General features: G+C 65.3%; 15 protein-coding genes and 1 pseudogene. 12 read left to right on the forward strand and 4 right to left on the reverse strand.

The window, feature by feature from the left end; all coding sequences use genetic code 11:
• The 4 genes from AC5Y5W_RS24615 to AC5Y5W_RS24630 all read left to right on the forward strand — a co-directional run.
• The coding region (locus tag AC5Y5W_RS24615) for a DUF1275 family protein (RefSeq protein WP_500014163.1) at positions 1 to 476 on the forward strand (476 nt) is incomplete at its 5' end.
• Between the two features lie 150 nt (positions 477 to 626).
• Entirely contained in the window at positions 627 to 941 is a 315-nt protein-coding gene (locus tag AC5Y5W_RS24620; RefSeq protein WP_500022652.1) for a TFIIB-type zinc ribbon-containing protein, read from the forward strand.
• A 442-nt stretch (positions 942 to 1,383) separates the two neighbouring features.
• On the forward strand, positions 1,384 to 2,823 hold the full coding sequence (locus AC5Y5W_RS24625) for a DUF7159 family protein (RefSeq protein WP_500014005.1): 1,440 nt from the start codon (positions 1,384 to 1,386) through the stop codon (positions 2,821 to 2,823).
• Positions 2,824 to 2,926: 103 nt separating this feature from the next.
• Positions 2,927 to 3,085 carry a hypothetical protein gene (locus tag AC5Y5W_RS24630; protein WP_500014003.1) on the forward strand — a complete coding sequence of 53 codons (159 nt, stop codon included), beginning with the start codon at positions 2,927 to 2,929 and terminating at the stop codon, positions 3,083 to 3,085.
• Between the two features lie 287 nt (positions 3,086 to 3,372).
• Here the strand turns inward: AC5Y5W_RS24630 and AC5Y5W_RS24635 are convergent, their stop codons facing one another.
• Positions 3,373 to 3,726, reverse strand: a complete 354-nt coding sequence (locus AC5Y5W_RS24635) for a hypothetical protein (RefSeq protein ID WP_500014001.1) — start codon at positions 3,724 to 3,726, stop codon at positions 3,373 to 3,375.
• A gap of 376 nt (positions 3,727 to 4,102) precedes the next feature.
• Between AC5Y5W_RS24635 and AC5Y5W_RS24640 the strand changes: the two are divergent.
• The 4 genes and pseudogenes from AC5Y5W_RS24640 to AC5Y5W_RS24655 all read left to right on the forward strand — a co-directional run.
• Positions 4,103 to 4,195, forward strand: a pseudogene (locus AC5Y5W_RS24640) (TFIIB-type zinc ribbon-containing protein); the annotation flags it as partial.
• A gap of 237 nt (positions 4,196 to 4,432) precedes the next feature.
• The gene (locus tag AC5Y5W_RS24645; protein WP_500014009.1) at positions 4,433 to 5,338 is read left to right on the forward strand and encodes a cation diffusion facilitator family transporter; all 906 of its coding nucleotides are present in this window, start codon (positions 4,433 to 4,435) and stop codon (positions 5,336 to 5,338) included.
• Positions 5,339 to 5,702: 364 nt separating this feature from the next.
• Entirely contained in the window at positions 5,703 to 7,364 is a 1,662-nt protein-coding gene (gene qcrB, locus AC5Y5W_RS24650; protein ID WP_500013999.1) for a cytochrome bc1 complex cytochrome b subunit, read from the forward strand.
• 368 nt (positions 7,365 to 7,732) lie between these two features.
• Positions 7,733 to 8,014, forward strand: a complete 282-nt coding sequence (locus AC5Y5W_RS24655; RefSeq protein WP_500013997.1) for a CbtA family protein — start codon at positions 7,733 to 7,735, stop codon at positions 8,012 to 8,014.
• A gap of 795 nt (positions 8,015 to 8,809) precedes the next feature.
• Here the strand turns inward: AC5Y5W_RS24655 and ctpC are convergent.
• Positions 8,810 to 10,960 carry a manganese-exporting P-type ATPase CtpC gene (ctpC, locus tag AC5Y5W_RS24660; RefSeq protein WP_500013995.1) on the reverse strand — a complete coding sequence of 717 codons (2,151 nt, stop codon included), beginning with the start codon at positions 10,958 to 10,960 and terminating at the stop codon, positions 8,810 to 8,812.
• A gap of 9 nt (positions 10,961 to 10,969) precedes the next feature.
• Positions 10,970 to 11,248, reverse strand: coding sequence for a DUF1490 family protein (locus AC5Y5W_RS24665; protein WP_065499258.1), 279 nt, complete (start codon positions 11,246 to 11,248; stop codon positions 10,970 to 10,972).
• Positions 11,249 to 11,443: 195 nt separating this feature from the next.
• Here AC5Y5W_RS24665 and AC5Y5W_RS24670 point away from each other — a divergent pair, with 195 nt between their 5' ends.
• Positions 11,444 to 12,085, forward strand: coding sequence for a DedA family protein (locus AC5Y5W_RS24670; RefSeq protein ID WP_500013993.1), 642 nt, complete (start codon positions 11,444 to 11,446; stop codon positions 12,083 to 12,085).
• A 181-nt stretch (positions 12,086 to 12,266) separates the two neighbouring features.
• Here the strand turns inward: AC5Y5W_RS24670 and AC5Y5W_RS24675 are convergent, their stop codons facing one another.
• Complete coding sequence (locus tag AC5Y5W_RS24675) at positions 12,267 to 12,392, reverse strand: hypothetical protein (protein WP_500013991.1); 126 nt, start codon at positions 12,390 to 12,392, stop codon at positions 12,267 to 12,269.
• 547 nt (positions 12,393 to 12,939) lie between these two features.
• Between AC5Y5W_RS24675 and qcrC the strand changes: the two genes are divergently transcribed.
• The 3 genes from qcrC (at position 12,940) to AC5Y5W_RS24690 (ending at position 16,230) form a co-directional block, all read left to right on the forward strand.
• The gene (qcrC, locus tag AC5Y5W_RS24680; RefSeq protein ID WP_500022651.1) at positions 12,940 to 13,794 is read left to right on the forward strand and encodes a cytochrome bc1 complex diheme cytochrome c subunit; all 855 of its coding nucleotides are present in this window, start codon (positions 12,940 to 12,942) and stop codon (positions 13,792 to 13,794) included.
• 412 nt (positions 13,795 to 14,206) lie between these two features.
• Positions 14,207 to 14,932: a response regulator transcription factor gene (locus AC5Y5W_RS24685; protein WP_500013987.1), complete on the forward strand. Its 726-nt coding sequence runs from the start codon at positions 14,207 to 14,209 to the stop codon at positions 14,930 to 14,932.
• A gap of 914 nt (positions 14,933 to 15,846) precedes the next feature.
• The gene (locus AC5Y5W_RS24690; RefSeq protein ID WP_500013985.1) at positions 15,847 to 16,230 is read left to right on the forward strand and encodes an ArsR/SmtB family transcription factor; all 384 of its coding nucleotides are present in this window, start codon (positions 15,847 to 15,849) and stop codon (positions 16,228 to 16,230) included.
• The last annotated feature ends 667 nt before the right edge of the window (positions 16,231 to 16,897 follow it).

Raw genomic sequence — 16,897 nt, forward strand, 5'->3', positions numbered from 1 at the left:
GCCTGACGTTGGGCGGCACGCGGACCAACACCGGCCCGCGCCACGCCGCAGTGCTGCTCGGCGAAGCTGTGCTGCTGCTCGCGGCGACCGCCGCGGGACTCGCTGGGCTCAAGGTGCTGCTGGCCGCCGCCGCGTGCGGGCTGCAAAATGGAATGACGTCGAATTTCCGCGGGATGGCGATCCGCACCACACACTTCACCGGCACCATGACCGACCTCGGGTTCATGCTGGGCCGCGGCCGGCGCCACGGGGTCGACGCGTGGAAGGCCACCGTCCTGACCACCACGGTGGTGCTGTTCCTGGCCGGCGGCGCCGTTGGGGCGGTGATCGGTGGCCGGTTCGGCGACCATGCGCTGATCCTGCCTGCCGCCGCCTGCCTGGCCGTCGCGGCCGCCAGCCTGGTGCATGCCCGTCGGCGTAACGCCGCGGCTCGCGCGACATCTTCACCGGTGCCCGCGAACGCTGCTCCCCGCTGACCAGCCCCATCCGGTCGCCCCCGAACCAACCGTTACATTCATACATGCGCATTCGTCCATCGTTTGTTAGCCTGGGAAGCGATCGCCGCTACCTGCCGAGGAGGCCATGTGGAAGAAAAGGGCGGATCAACGGAGACCAGAGAGTCGCCGCTGCTGTGTCCGCGGTGTGCGTCGCAGATGCTGCCGGTGCAGCGGTTTGGGGTGACGATCGATCAGTGCACCGGCTGCGGCGGCATTTTCCTTGACCGCGGCGAGCTCGAGCAGCTCTCCGAGGCCGAGGCCAAGTTTTACGCCGCCCCACAACAACCCCAGCAGCCGCCGCCGGGCGCCTACCCGCCGCAGCAGCAGTACCCGGCGCAGCCGACGTATGTCGAACCTCCCCGCCCGAGAGGCTTTCTGGGCGGGTTGTTCGGCGAGGGCTATTACGGTGGCCGTCACGGGGGATATCGTGGCGGACACCACTGACCGCAGGACCGGAGCGGAGCCCGCAACGCCGCAGTGCGCCGGCGCACACGGGCACGGGGCGATGGCCACCGGCCTTGCGGTCCCACTCGTTTTGGCGCCTTCGCGCAGTTGTCGGCGCTGCCGGAGACGGGGCCGCCGGTTGCTACCAGGGGTGGCGATCGCTGCGGCCGTGGCCACGGCCGCATGGCCGCGGTGGTCCGGGCACCCCGCTCCCGGTTTCAGCGCTTCGCCTGAGTTCTAGGTCGCCCACCGGTATGGCGGTAGGGGTGCCGCGTCGGCCTGGGGTTGACCTGCCAGCGAGTGCCTACGGCAGTAATCCGGGTCGGTTCGAGACCCCGACGTCGGGAGGCCGGCTCGCGCCGACGCTAGCAGAACGTGCGATGACGGCGTTCGGGGGGCCGCAGAGGACAATAGCCGATCCGGCAAGAACTTTGGAGGAGTTGTGGAAGCCGTACTTGGTGTGTCGATGGCACCGACGACGGTCGACGTGGTGTTAGTTGAAGGCCAACACGCCGACGGTGTCACCGTCGATGAGGACAATTTCGACGTCGCTGCTGATCGGGACCGGCCTCTCAGGGCACCCGATCAGGTGGTCTCGGCGATCCTGGGGACCCGGCAAGGCGCCGCTGAGGGCGGCTACCGGTTGACATCGACCGGGGTGAGCTGGACCGACCCTGTCGCGGCCGCCGCACTGCGCGACACGTTGGCTGCCCACAAGATCGAGAACGTCATGCTGGTCTCGGCGTTTCTGGCCGCGGCCGCACTGACCCAGGCAGTCGGCAACGCTACCAATTACGCCCATACCGCTCTGCTGTTCGTCGAGCCGGATACCGCAACTCTGGCGGTTGTCGACACCGCCGACGGGTCGATCGCTGATGTGCACCGACAATCCCTGCCCGACGACGACGACGAGGCGGTGGCCCAACTGGCGGAAATGGTCGCCGGTGCCCAGGCGCTGCCAGCCCACCCGGACGCCGTGTTCGTCGTCGGCTCCGGTATTGACATCCCGATGATCAAACCTGCATTGGAAGCAGCGACGCCGCTTGCGGTGAGCGCACCTGAGGAGCCGCAGACAGCGCTGGCCCGTGGTGCCGCGCTAGCGTCCGCGAGTGCGCCGTTGTTCTCCTCGTCAACGGCTGCCCTGGCCTACGCGCAAGATCCCGGCACCGGTGAGGTGAACCCATACCTTGTGGCTGGATATTTCAATGTTCCCGAACTTGCCGCAGGCGAACAGGGCGGCGAAGCCCTCGCTTACAGCGCCCTAGCAGACGACACAGGCTTCCGGACTGGCGCATTGGCCGACGTCGCCGCCGAGCCTCCCGAGCCTAGTCGCCGGCCATTCTGGCTGATCGGCGGCGCGGTGGTGGCAGTCTTCATCGTCGGGGTGGCGGCCTTGGTGATTGCACTAGCGATCAGTATCCGCCCGACCCCCGGTGCGCGACCCAATCCGGGCCAGAACCTGGTTGCACCCACGGCACCTACCGCGGCTCCCGCTCCGGTCCCGGCGGCCCCTGCAGCCCCTGCTCCGGCCCCGGCGGCCCCTGCAGCCCCTGCTCCGGCCCCGGCGGCCCCTGCAGCCCCTGCTCCGGTGCCCGCGGCCGCTGTCCCTGCGGCGCCGCCCGCAGCGCCTGCAGCCCCTGCTCCAGTGCCCGCGGCCCCACCGGCACCGGCCGTGCCGCCCGTCATTCCGCAACTGCCGCAGATCTTCAGCCCTCCCGTGCAGGGGCCACCGATCGCACCGCGGGGCGGCGGCGACAGGGGTCGCGGCGGCGGCAGGGTCCGCGGCGGCGGAGACCGCGACGGCGGAGGCATCGGAATCCCGGGCCTTCCGGGCGGCAAAGGCCGCGGCGGCTTCGGGATCCCGGGGATCCCCGGGCTGTAAATCGCCCACAAATAACTGTCACCGACGGCGCGACGCGGTTGCTTCATCGCGATCGGCGGCGCAAGGCGCGCCATGGCACGCACCGTCTTCCCTTGCTATCTGGGTGGCAGCCACGACCACCGGGACGGCGGTGTTGGGCATATTCAAGCCGACTTTCCCCAAGCCGCCGTTGTTGTTCTTCTATCTCGGGTCCGTGATCTTGCGCCGGAACACGGAGTTCGAGGAGCGCATCGCGTCCTGTAACCAACAGGCGCTCGGGTAGTTGAGAGTTTGGATGCGGGAAGCGCCGGGTCGATCGAGACACTGGGTCGAGAATGTCTGCCAAGTTCCGGGGGCAGTACCAGCACATGGTCACAGCGTGAGGTACATGTTGCTACTGTGCTGCGCATTGGTTCTGCCTTACGTCTCACCCCAGTACCGTCGGATAAGTGGCGCAACGGCCCTCAAGTCGACGTCGATGGTGTCGTCGTGAAGCATCGGTGTAGCTGGCCGATGTGCGCTTTCCATCAATAAGCACCGCCGGAGGACACCTCCCATGCGACCCCGCGGTTACGGCAGCGACGGCAGCGTAATTACCGATGGCAGCGTCGGCAGCGTGATCTCCGATGGCAGCGTCGGCAGGTGCAGCCCGCCCGACGTAGTGGTGCTCGTCGGCGCTGTCGTTGCGGTGGTCGTTGCCGGCGTCGTGCTCGTCGTTATGGAAGGGGCACCGCCGCGGTTGCCGGTGAACAGCGCGACTAGACCCCAAATGATCAGCGCGAACAGGATCGCGATGACGATGCCCAACAGCACCACCGGCTTGCGATACCACGGGGCGGGCGGGGGTTGCTTTCCATTCTTGCCGGTGTTCAGACGCATGGTCTCATCATCGCCGCCGTGGTCTGGCGGCCCGTAGCGTGCCATGGTGGCCGATTCTAGCGGCGACCTACCAGGTGTCGGACGTCCAATGCTTCCGAATCGCGCAAGAAGCTAAGCCCACAACCTGAATCTCTGGGGTCTGACCCACCGCACACGTTTGTCACACCGGTGGGTAAATGATGTCATCGTCGACCACCAACGGCACACGGGGAATAGGGCTCGCCGTGTCCGCACCTAGACCTGTTCTTGGGCGGCCTCGCGGGCGAAGGACGAAGCCAAAACGAGCAATCATATTCATATATTCACATTTCTGCATTATATTGCTAGACTGTGGGAAGCCGGGCTGAGGAGGCGTCGAGACGTGGACGACAAGGGCGGATCAACGGAGACGTCGTCGTCGACGCTGCTGTGCCCGTGGTGTGTGTCGCAGATGCTGCCGGTGCAGCGATTTGGGGTGATGATCGATCAGCGCACCGGCTGCGGCGGCATCTTCTTGGATCTGAGGGAGGTTGAGCAGCTTGCCGAGGCCGAAGCCATGTTTTACTCCGCCCAGCAGCAACCCCAGCCGCCGCCGGCGATGTACGTCGAACCTCCCCGCCGGGGCGGCTTTTTGAGCGGTTTGTTCAGCGGTGACGCTACTAGGGTGGTCACCATGGCGGGCACTACTGAGGCTTCAGCCGGCGCTACGACGACGCCGGCCACACACACGTCTCAAGACTCCGGGCCCCAGCGGCACGACCACGGTCACGGGATGTCGGCGGACGCGGACCGCAACTGGCTGGCGATCGCGCTGGGCCTGATTGTGGCCTTCATGGCCGTCGAGGTAGTCATCGGTCTGGTGGCGAACTCGTTGGCGTTGATTTCCGATGCCGGCCACATGCTTACCGACGCGGCGTCGATCGTGTTGGCGCTGATCGCGATCCGGCTGGCACGCCGTCCGGCGCAGGGCCGCTACACCTACGGGTTTAAGCGGGTCGAGATCCTCTCCGCGCAGGCCAACGGGATCACCCTGCTGCTGCTGACGGTGTGGTTCCTCTACGAGGGAGTGCGCCGGCTGATCGCCCCGCCGGAGGTTTCCGGGCCGCTGGTGGTGTTCACTGCACTGGCCGGGATCGTGGTGAACATTGCCGCCACCTGGTCGATCAGCCGAGCGAACCGCACCAGCTTGAACGTCCATGGCGCCTTTCAGCACATCCTCAACGATCTGTATGCGTTCATCGGCACCGCCATCGCCGGTGTGGTGGTGTGGGCAACTGGCTTTACCCGCGCTGACGCGATCGCCGCACTGGTGGTGGCAGGGTTGATGGCCAAGGCCGGGTGGGGACTGGTCCGCGAGTCGGGCCGGATCTTCCTAGAGGCCGCCCCGGCACACCTGGATCCGGCCGAGATCGGCGCCAGGATCGTCGCGGTACCCCAGGTGGTCGAGGTGCACGACCTGCACATTTGGCAGATCACCTCCGGTCAGCCGTCGCTGTCGGCGCACGTGCTCGTCGCTGACGGTGCCGGCTCTGGCACGATCCGCGCCCGCATCGAAACGGTGCTGCATGACGAGTTCGGGCTTGGGCACACCACCTTGCAGGTCGACCAGGCTCTCGCCGATGGACCGACCCGCGACGAGCACTGCAGCGAATCGCACGGGCCGGCGCACCGCCCCTGACCGGTGACGGACCATGCCAGACACGCCCGTCATCGTTGGCGGGGCCGACCCAGAGACGCCAACACGCGGGCGTGGCGTCCAACGTCTAGAGTCGTGGTCGAGTGGCGGTCGGGTCGGGTCCCGGTCGATCTCGCGGGGAGGAACCGGTCCTGTGACCCCGCGGTGGCGACCGGCCGATGGCCGAGGTGCAACGCCGAAGATTATGAATGCGTCGCGCGGCCGACGGTCAACCGGCGCCCAACTGCGACGCACTGCGCCGTGACGCTGAGACCATCGCGCGGGTTTGGGCTTGCTAGGCATAAGGACGCATCGCGGCGTTTAGGTGTGGCCGCGTCCACAGTTAAGGGATGAGACGAGTCGAGTTGTGACTGTCAAACTTAGCGAGGTCGTTGTTCGTCAAGGCGAAGCGATCGATGAGCGCTACCACCCCTCGGCCGCGGTGCGACGTCAGCTGAATAAGGTGTTTCCGACCCACTGGTCGTTCCTGCTCGGTGAGATCGCCCTGTACAGCTTCATTGTGCTGTTGATTACGGGTGTCTACTTGACGCTGTTTTTCGACCCGTCGATGGCCGAGGTCAGCTATGACGGGGTGTACCAGCCGCTGCGCGGCGTGGAGATGTCACGGGCGTATGAAAGCGCGCTGGATATCAGCTTCGAGGTGCGCGGCGGGCTGTTCGTGCGCCAGGTCCACCACTGGGCGGCGCTGATGTTCGCCGCGGCGATCATGGTGCACCTGGCGCGCATCTTTTTCACCGGCGCGTTCCGGAAGCCCCGGGAGGCCAACTGGGTGATCGGCTCGCTGCTGCTGATCTTGGCCATGTTCGAGGGGTACTTCGGCTATTCGTTGCCCGACGACCTGCTGTCGGGTACCGGGCTGAGGATTGCGCTGTCGTCGATCACCATGAGCGTGCCGGTGATCGGCAGCTGGCTGCACTGGGCGCTGTTCAGCGGCGACTTCGCCGGCGACATCATCATTCCGCGCATGTACACCATCCACATCCTGATATTTCCGGCGATCTTTGCGGCGTTGATCGGGGTGCACTTGGCGTTGGTGTGGTTTCAGAAGCACACCCAGTTTCCCGGGCCTGGCCGCAGCGAGAAGAACGTGGTCGGCGTTCGCGTCATGCCGGTGTTCGCTGTCAAGTCCGGCGCGTTCTTTGCAGCGACCGTCGCCGTCCTCGGGCTGATGGGCGGGCTGCTGCAGATCAACCCGATCTGGAACCTGGGGCCCTACAAGCCATTCGAGGTTTCGGCGGGTTCGCAACCGGACTTCTACCTGATGTGGACCGAGGGACTGGCCCGGTTGTGGCCGGCGTGGGAGTTCTATTTCTGGGGACACACGGTGCCTGCGGCCTTCGCCGTCGCGGTGATTATGGGTGTGGTTTTCGTGCTGCTGACCGCCTGGCCGTTCCTCGAAAGAAGGCTGACCGGTGACTACGCCCACCACAACTTGCTGCAGCGGCCGCGGGACACCCCGGTGCGCACCGCGATCGGGGCGATGGCGATCGCGTTCTACATGGTGCTGACCTTAAGCGGCATGAACGACATCATTGCGCTGAAGTTCCATGTTTCGCTCAACGCGACGACGTGGATCGGGCGCATCGGGATGGTGGTGTTGCCGCCCATCGTGTTCTTCGTCACTTACCGGTGGTGTATCGGATTGCAGCGCGGTGACCGCGAGGTGCTCGAGCACGGCGTCGAAACTGGCATCATTAAACGGCTGCCGCACGGCGCCTACATCGAGCTTCACCAGCCGCTGGGTCCGGTCGATGACGGTCACCCTGTTGCGTTGACATACCAGGGCGCCCCGGTTCCCAAGCAGATAAACAAACTGGGCCTGGCCGGCTCGCCTGGTAGCGGCAGCTTCTTATCGCCGGATGCGGTGTCTGAGCGTCAGGCTCTCGCGGAGTCCGCACATGCCCGGGAGCACCGGGCAATCAGCGCCCTGCGCGAACACCAGGAAAACATCAATCAGTCCGGTGACAGTGAGCAGCCCACCGGCCGACCGAACGAGAACCGCCAGTGAGTTTCGACCCATGAGCACACGTCCTAGCCGCACGACTGCGCCGACCAGCCAACGCTGATCGCCCGCCTTCCTGACCTCAGCGCTGATCTCGCACGTCCGGCGCACGCTCACCATCCGGCTCGGGCATTCAACGGCAATGGAAAAACGGATCATTGGCAAAGGCGTCCTAGGTGCGCTCGGCGGATTTGCGGCGGTCGTGTTCGCCCGGTCCTGGCCGAACCGATCATCGGCCGCGCCATCAACTACGAATCCGGTCCTGAGGCCGCCCGGATGGCGCTGGACAAGACCCCGGACTTGCCGTTAACGACATTGGCCGGCCCGACCTGTCCACCCGCAGCGAGCAGGCCAACACCGGCCTGGGCTTCGCTGTGATCGTGTTCGGCGCGGCCAGGCACGCGCTGTTCGCGGTAATTTACTTCCTGGCCTTACGCCAGGCGGGCAAGATCGCGCCGCGCAACCTGGCGCTGCTGGTGGCGGGCGGGATGTTTTGGTTCTGTACCCGGCCGCCGTTCTTCAAGTACCCGGCCAATCCGCCGGCGATCGGGCGTCCGGAAACCATGAAGGAACGTGCCGGTCTGTGCCCGAACATGGCGGTGATCCTGCTCGCCGCGATCTGGTTTAGGCCGCAAACTGGCAGCGCGCCTGAGTAATTGGACTGACTGCCACCCGGCCGGCGCCGCTGCGTTCGTGGTGATCATGGGTGCGGTCATGGCGCTGCTCCCATCGTTCGGTCACCTGTCGTCCAGCCCGGGCTACGGCAACTTCGACACCGAGACACCGCAGCGGCCGACCGACCCGTACGGCGCCATCATCTGCCCTAGCTTTCCTGCCGATGACCTGTGTCACCTCGGGGCTGACTTCTTCCCCCGCACAATTGATCATATGGACGGTCGACAGGGTCGGCTTCGCCTGGCTGGCTCTTCGCCTGCTCAGCGACCGCGCGGCGAAGCCCAGCGCGCAGCCATCGCGATGGCGCGAGCACCGTCGCCGGGCTCACCCCGGTGTCCACGGCTTCACCGAAGCCGTGGAGGATGCTCGGTTCCCGGCCGACAGACTGTGCAATCCGCTCGCGTCGAAGGCCTGTCGCGAAGATCGCCGTCGCGGCCCGCGCCGAGCGCACCAGCGCGTAGGCCACGCAGCGAAGACACGGGACTGAGCGTCGCTGAACAGGCAATGGACTCGATTACCCGACTGGGGCTCATCGCCTGGCCGACCGATCCGAGTCCTCGCGGCGCTGAGCCCGTCAGGATCGACCGCGTCCGCACCTGGATGACGGGGCTGGCCGGGGCCGCGGGAAGCGGATTGTCGCGGTGACCTACCCCGCGATCGTCCGCCCGACTATTCGATGCTCGAGCACCTCATCATCGACGCAGCTGCTCTACCGCCAGCCCGTACTGCCCTGTCGCCCGAACGATATAGTCACAGCCTAATATTTGTCCGCGGTGTCAGGTGAGACGGTAGCGGATCAGCCGGGAGCTGTTGGTGGCCACCGCTACCGAGGACGCGTTGTGCAGGACCGCGGCGAGCACGGGCGACAGTGCGCCGCCGGCGCCGATGAGCAGCCCAGTGGCGTTGACCGCGATCGACATGCCATAGTTCTGGCGGATGACCTGCACGGCGCGGGCACCCAGGTCAGGCACGTCGAGCAGGCGTTGCAGGTTGTCGTTGGCCAATGCGACATCGGCGGTCTCGACGGCCACATCGGTTCCGGCCAAGCCCATCGCGATCCCGATATCGGCGGTGGCCAGCGCCGGGGCGTCGTTGACCCCGTCGCCGACCATCCCGACGACGTATCCCTCGTCTTGCAGCGCGCGCACCACTTCGAGCTTGTCGTCGGGCAGGACCTCGGCGCGCCATTCGTCGATGCCGAGTTCGCCGGCGACCGCTGCGGCGGTATCGGCATGATCGCCGGTGAGCATGACAATCCGGCGTATCCCGTTGCTGCGCAGCTTGTTCAGGACTTCAGCCGCTTCGGGCCGGACTTCATCACGCAGACTGATCACCCCCACCAGCTTGCCGTCTACCGCGAGCAACAGCGGCGTTTCGGCCTGCTTGCGCAGCGTGTCGACCCATTCCATGGCTTTCTTCGACACCCGGACCTTCTCGGCGCGCAGCAGCGACGGGCTGCCCAGTAGCAGGATCCGCCCGTCGGCCCAAGTGCGCATCCCCAACCCCACCAGCACCTCGCATTGCTCATGCGGCGGAATGCTGATGCGGCGTTCCTCGGTCGAGCGGATCACCGCCTCGGCCAGCGGGTGACGAGAATGGATTTCCGAGCTGGCCGCATAGGCCAGCACCTCTTCGGGCTGCCAGTCCTTGTGTAACGCAACGATATTCGTGACCACCGGGCGCCCCACCGTGAGCGTGCCGGTCTTGTCGAACACCATCGCGTCCACCCGGCCCGCCCGCTCGAGGTGCGAACCGCCCTTGATCAGGATGCCGCGGCGCGCCCCGTTGCCGATCGCCGCGCTGATCGCCGTGGGCGTAGACAATCCCACCGCACACGGGCAGGCGATCAACAACATGGTCATCGCGCGCCGAACATCGCCGGTAAGCACCAAGGTGAGCGCGGACAAGATGAACGAGGCAGGCACGAAACGGCGGGAGAAATTCTCCCCGACGGTCTGAATTGGTGCCCGATCGAGCTGAGCCTCCTCGACGCGAGTAATGATCCGGCCGATTACAGTTCCATTCCCCACGGCGCTGGCGCGCACCACCAGCCGCCCTCGCACCACCACCGAGCCGGCGTGCACCGCCGACCCGACGATGATGCTGACCGGTAGGTTTTCCCCGGTGATGGCGGACTGATCGACAATCGCCTCGCCATCGATGACCTCGCCGTCGACCGGTATCGCCACATGATCATGCACGATCACCTCGTCGCCGATCTCCACCGTATCGACGGGCACCTGCACCTCGGTGCCGTCGTCCAGGCGAATCCACGCGGTGTCGGCGGTGCCGCGCAGCAGCTCGGAGATGGCCCGCCGGGTGCGCCGCACGGTCAGATCCTGCAGATACTCACCGATGTTGAGTAGCCACAGCACGGTCAGCGCGACCACGTTCTCGCGCAGCACCAGGCTGGCCACCGTCGCCGCGGCGACCAACGCATCGGTGCCGGCGCGACCGGACCGCAGCGAGCGCAGCGCACCGCGCAGGAACGGATACCCGGTGAAGATGGTCACGCCGGTTGCCACCAGCTGGCCGGTCGGGCTCAGCAGCGGCGGGCGCCCGAAGCCGTAGCGGCGGATCCCGAGCAACGCCAGCGCCGCGCCGCCGATCACCATGCGTAGCACATCGGTGTTACGAACATCGGCCGAGCGCGGCGTACGCGCGGGGATCAGCTCGTCGGCCACACGTTCGGCTGCAGAGATCGCCGCAAGCAGCGAGGCGCGGTCGGCGCGCTTGGGCGAATACCACACCACGACAGATCCGGTGTGGGGATAGGCGTGCACCGCCCGCACACCGTGTTGCTTGCCGACCGACTCTTCCACCGCCACGGCGCGACGCGAATTCGAACAAACCCACGGAACCACAACCCGCATCCGCCCAGCCGCATCCGAAACAACCCCCGGCGCAGGACCGTTGACAACAGTCATATCAACCGATCAGTGGTCGTGGTCGTGGACGTCGGCCGCGGCCGGCGGAGGCGCCTCTTCACCGATACGTTCACGGGCCTCGGCGACCACATCGGACGCCTTCAACCGCGCCGACTCCGCCACCACCTCAGCGCGCCGAGTCCCGCGCAAGCCCAACTCGGTCGTTGCTACCGCAGCCCGGCGAAACGGAGCCTTCCCCACTGCCTTCTTCAACACCTCGTACGCGCTCACCCCGACCAGCCCGGTGAACACCGCAGCGCCCGCCTTGCCCAATAGCCCATGCAGCATTGTTAACCTTCCTCCTGTTCTGCCCGGTAGGGCACGTTCAACCCATCGACAGTTCACGTTAACATAGAATCATTGCAATATCAACATATGTCCGCCGTGGTCGGGGCCGCCGCGGCCGTCAGGCATTACTTTGTCGAGGTCCGGCGAACAGCTCACGTAGCGCGACCGTATGTGTTCGCGTAGAAAGAGCATTTCATGCAGCAGTTCATCGTCAGCTTTGGGCTTGTCGCGATCTTCGTGCTGATGGTGGCCGAGTCGGCCGGCATTCCGATTGCCTCCGAGGCCACCATGCTGCTCGGTGGGGCGCTGGCCGGCGGCGCCGTGGCCGGCGTGCATATGGACCTCGCGCTGGTGATCGCGGCCGGCACCGGCGGCAACCTGGTCGGCAGCTACCTGGGCTGGGCCGCGGGCCGCTACGGCGGGCGTGCCGCGCTGCGCCGCTGGGGCCACCACTGGTGGTTAAACGAGGCCCACCTCGACCGAGCGCAGCAATGGTTTACCCGACACGGTGCCGCATCGGTGTTTTTCGGGCGCCTGCTGCCGGTCATCCGCACCTTCATCTCACTGCCGGCCGGGCTCGCCGACATGCGCCCGGTCCGCTTCGGCGTCTACACCCTGCTGGGCTGTCTGCCCTGGACCGCGGCGCTGGCCGCGATTGGCTACGGCATCGGCGCGAACTGGCGGGCCGCAGCCCACGCCTTGCACTCGCCGACCGCCCTCATCATCGCCGCGATCACCGCCGTCCTTTTGGCCGCCGCAGCAATCGTCATCCGCCGGCGCCGCCGCTCGCGCCGCACCGACGACGAACAGTCGGCGCCCCTCACCGAGCCCGAATAACGATAGCTGCACCCGGTGGGCGCGCCCGATGAAGTTTGCGGCTGTTGAGTGGTTTTATCGACCGATTCCCGACGTGACGGCGGTACAGACGTATCTGATGGCAGGGTTTGCTGACCTTCGTCACGGCCGCGCTGTTCGTCAGCGCTGTCGGGTTTGACGGACGGCCGGGTTCGGGGTTTCATCACGACCATGTAAGACATTCGGCCATGAGGTCGGTAGCCGGGTCGGCCATCGGGCTGACATAGACATGGCCGTGCTCGACGCCCTGGATCCACGGGTCATTGGGTGCGCCATCGAGGATGTCCATCAGCGGCGAGGACGCCGGCACAACATGCGTTGAGGTGGTCAGCCGCGGACCCGAATTCGCTCGGAGTGTTTGCGTTGGCCCGATTCCGCCGTTTGCGCCATTGCTGCGCAACGCGTTTGGTTACAAGGCTCTGTACTGGGATCGATTGAGGCGCCAAGGACATCCCCCCGACCTACACCGTGCACGCCCTGGTTGGTTCGCGTGCCCGGCGGGCTGCGCACCTTAGTCCGCACGCGCGTCGCCGGCAGTGACACGTCAATACCGGCGAACCCGGCGGCTATTGTTCAGAGTGGGGCCGTAGCATGGGCTCAGCAACCGGCTCACTTCAAATGGCGGCGGAAGGACCTGTGGGTGACCCAGACATCTGCGCCAACGAAATACAGTGCGGCGCGCGCTTTTTTGTGCAGCGATTATCCAGTTTGTTCGTTGCGCGGGGGAGCCGGGCTAGCGCCGTTTCGGGGCATCACCTCGCTGGTGGTCCGCCGATGCATCATCACTTCTAGCCGCCAACTGAGTAGGTTGGACGACCCGTGGTAAGACGAACCCCATGAACAATCCGCAGCGCTGGCTGCGGTGTACGCGGCTGGCAGTCACCGACCGCTCTCGCCGGCGGCTGCGTCGGCGCCTCAGCTCTGCGCTGCTACTGGTGATCGGTTTGACCGCCTCTGGCGCTATGGCTGCGTTGCTGACGCCCTCGCCGCAACTGGCGGTCGCCGATGAGTCACAATCGGCGCTGTTGCGACAGGGCAAGCAGCTGTTCGACACGTCGTGCATCACCTGCCACGGCGCCAATCTGCAGGGCGTGGCCGACCGCGGGCCCAGCCTGATCGGCGTCGGTGAGGCCGCGGTCTACTTCCAGGTGTCCACCGGCCGCATGCCGGCGGCGCGCGGCGAGGCGCAGGCACCGCGCAAGGAGCCGATCTTCGACGCGGCGCAGGTCGATGCCCTGGGTGCCTATGTGCAAGCTAGCGGCGGGGGCCCGACAGTGATCCGCAACCCCGACGGCAGCGTCGCGCAGCAGTCGCTGCTCGGCGACGACGTCGCCCGCGGCGGTGACTTGTTTCGGCTCAATTGTGCGTCCTGCCACAACTTTGTCGGCAAGGGTGGCGCGTTATCGTCGGGTAAGTACGCTCCTGACATCGGAGCAGCCGAACCGGCGCAGATTTACACCGCCATGCTGACCGGCCCGCAAAACATGCCTAAGTTTTCCGACCGCCAACTATCGCCAGAGACCAAGCGCGACATCATCGCCTACGTACGCAAGGCCGCCGGCGACAACACCCCCAATTACGGTGGCTACGGCCTCGGCAACTTCGGCCCGGCGCCAGAAGGCATGGCGATGTGGATTATCGGAATGGTCGCTGTCATCGCTGCCGCCCTGTGGATCGGCGCACGAACATAGACCTGCCCGGCCTCAGACGGGTAACCCCGCCGGGATCACCTGATCCGCTGCGCCCACGGTCGTGGAGGGCCCAGCCCGATGTGGGTCGACTTAGCCGTCTGGCCCGACCGCAGGTCAGGCAGGGGGCTGTGCGGCAGCCCATGGCACGGGCGGGCCTTGCGCCGCTGCGGTGATGATTTCAACGGGGTAAGCCTGGTACGCGCCTGCGGCGGCACTGGGGTGGGCGTCGCCCAACGGCTATGCAGCGCGATATCTGAAGTGAAACGCATACTGACCGGTCTGCCGGAATACATACCTACCAAACTCGTATCTACTACGCCCGGTGCAGGCCGGTGCGGGTTCAACGGCCAGCGGAATTTATGACGCCACGAAACGGTGACAACCCAGTGTGCCCTAGGGAGAATGTAGGAACATGGCGGCAGGGCAGCTGCTCGGCATCAGCCGTGCTGATGGATCGCCGATCCGGGTTTTGCTGGTCGACGACGAACCCGCGTTGACCAATCTGGTCAAGATGGCGCTGCACTATGAAGGCTGGGTTGTCGACGTCGCGCACAATAGTCGGGAGGCCCTCGCCAAGTTCGACAAGGTCGGCCCCGACGTGCTGGTGCTCGACATCCTGCTTCCAGGCATGGACGGGCTGCAAATCCTGCAGCGGGCCCGTGAATCGGACGCCTATACCCCCATCTTGTTTCTCACCGCACAGGATTCGGTGATGGACCGGGCCACTGGGGTGACCGCGGGCGCCGACGACTACATGAGCAAACCGTTCAGCCTGGAAGCACTGATGGCCCGGCTGCGCGATCTGCTTCGCCGCTCCAACCATCTGGCGCCGGCCGATGAAATCCTTAGCGTCGGCGACCTCACCCTTAACGGGGCCAGTCGAGAGGTCACTCGCGGCGGCACGCCGATGTCGCTGACGTCGACCGAGTTCGAACTGCTGCGCTTCCTGATGCGCAATCCGCGCCGAGCGCTGACTCGTGCCGAGATTCTGGACCGAGTCTGGAATTACGACTTCGCGGGAGGCGCCAGCATCGTCGACTTGTATATCTCCTATCTTCGAAAAAAGATCAACGTTGGCCGAGACCGTATGATCCACAACGTGCGTGGCGTCGGATTCATGCTGCGCGCGCCGGAATGAAGCTCCAATCGTGCCAGGATGGCGGTTTCTGTCGTGTCGGCGCTCACCTTGCGTGGGTATGGCACGACGATCAACGACGCCGAGCTTGCCGTCAGGGGTAGCGTTCACCTCACCCGATCAGCTCAGCCAGCACATTCACCGGCCACCCAATCGGTCGGGCTAAACCTCTTGGTGCCGCTGATCAACCGCAGTGACCGCCAAGCCGCGCCCTACCGCGACCACGCTCGGATACGGCGACGTGTTCGACGGTGAACCGTCGTCGCCGAGGTGACGCCGTTCTACCAGTTAGGCGGGCGCGCGCTGCGACGGGGCGCCTGGCATGGTCCACCGATCAGGGGCGGTGCACCGGCCCGTGCGATTCGCTGCAGTGCTCGTCGCGGGCCTGTCCATCGCCGAGAGCCTGGTCGACCTGCAAGGTGGTGTGCTCAAGCCCGAACCTGCACATTTGGCAGGTCACCTCCGGTCAGCCGTCGCTGTCGGCGCACGTGCTCGTCGCTGACGACGCCCGCTCTCGCACGCTCCGCGCCCGCATCGAAACGGTGCTGCATAGCGAGGTTGTGCACCTCGACCACCTAAGGTATTGCGACATCTTGGCGCCGATCTCGGCCGGGTCCAGGTGTGCCGGGCGCGCTTATGGGCGGTCGAAGTACCGTGGTCGAAACCGGTGGCTTAAGCCGCCGTGTCCGGCCGCTGGGGGATTATGAGCTTAGCCTGATTTGAGAGTATTTATCTCGGCGTCGGACCACGCTGAGCGTAGGTCGTCGGCGCCCTTGGGGTGACCGGTCGGCGTTGATGAGCGAGGGCGGTGCCACAGACGGCGACTTCTTGGCCGTCGATGTCGAGATAAATGCGCTGCGTGGTGGCTGCAACGGTGTGCGTCGTAACGCCATATCCACATACGTTAGTATGTGGATATGGGGAAGCCGGTGGTTGATACCTGTGACCTTCTGTGTCTGGATCTACCTCATGCGGAGAAGATCCGATCGTCGTTACCCGGTGCGGATCGGATCGAGTCGGCTGCAGTGGGTGCGCGGGCATTGGGTGATCCGACGCGGTTGACCATCGCCACGGCGCTGCTGCGCGGTAACGAGTTGTGTGTGCGCGATGTGGCTTGGCTCGCTGGGCACTCGCAGAGGCTGGTGTCGCATCATCTGCGGCAGCTCAAGGTTGCCGGCATGGCGACCTCGCGTCGGCAGGCCCAGCTGGCGATGTATCGGCTCACGGATCGGGGTCGGTTACTGACGCAAATCGTTGTGGCCCCAGATGTTTTGGTCGCAAGTAAGCAGTCCGAGGCCTAGTAGTATGTTTCGTGATCGAAGACGCGTTAATGAACCCATCAATGGGATAGGTGGGCGGTGATTCATCCGAGGCGATATGCGGTGTTATTGATGGATAATTGCTAATATCCATTAAATACGCTTGCCGTTTTCATGAGATGAATCAGCACAGACCTAACCCATTGATGGGTTCGTAGGCGCATCATCGTCGATCACGAAATTGGCTGCTGGGCGGAGCTTTTAGGCATACGGGTGGTGATTCCGATAGACGCGGAGTGTCTGGGTCCTGCCGATCCGCCACAACATGGGTTCGAAGGTTGACGCGCTTACCTGCCGGTATGAGATATTGATTCATGCGGTGATTCAAAGATTCGTCAGATGAAACCGGTTCGGAGGCCGATGATTTGCCAGTCGATAAGAGCGGTCGCGTCTATGTTGTTGGGTCAGTTCCGCTGCTGCACATCGAGGCGCGGACGGTGCAGGAAATGCTCGACGGATGGCGCAAGCAGCAAACTGTGCCGCAAGCTGGGCCACGACACAATCGAGGCTCGGATCAGGATCGTGGAGCGGTTCTTGGAGCACACCACCGAGAATTACAACGTGGTTGGCGCACCGGGTCAGTTTGCTGCGGCAGCACAGATCTCATCCGGCAGCGCGTTGACGTGCGCCGTCGTGGTCGCGGGTCTAC

It is taken from the genome of Mycobacterium sp. NGS51 (genome assembly GCF_059812525.1).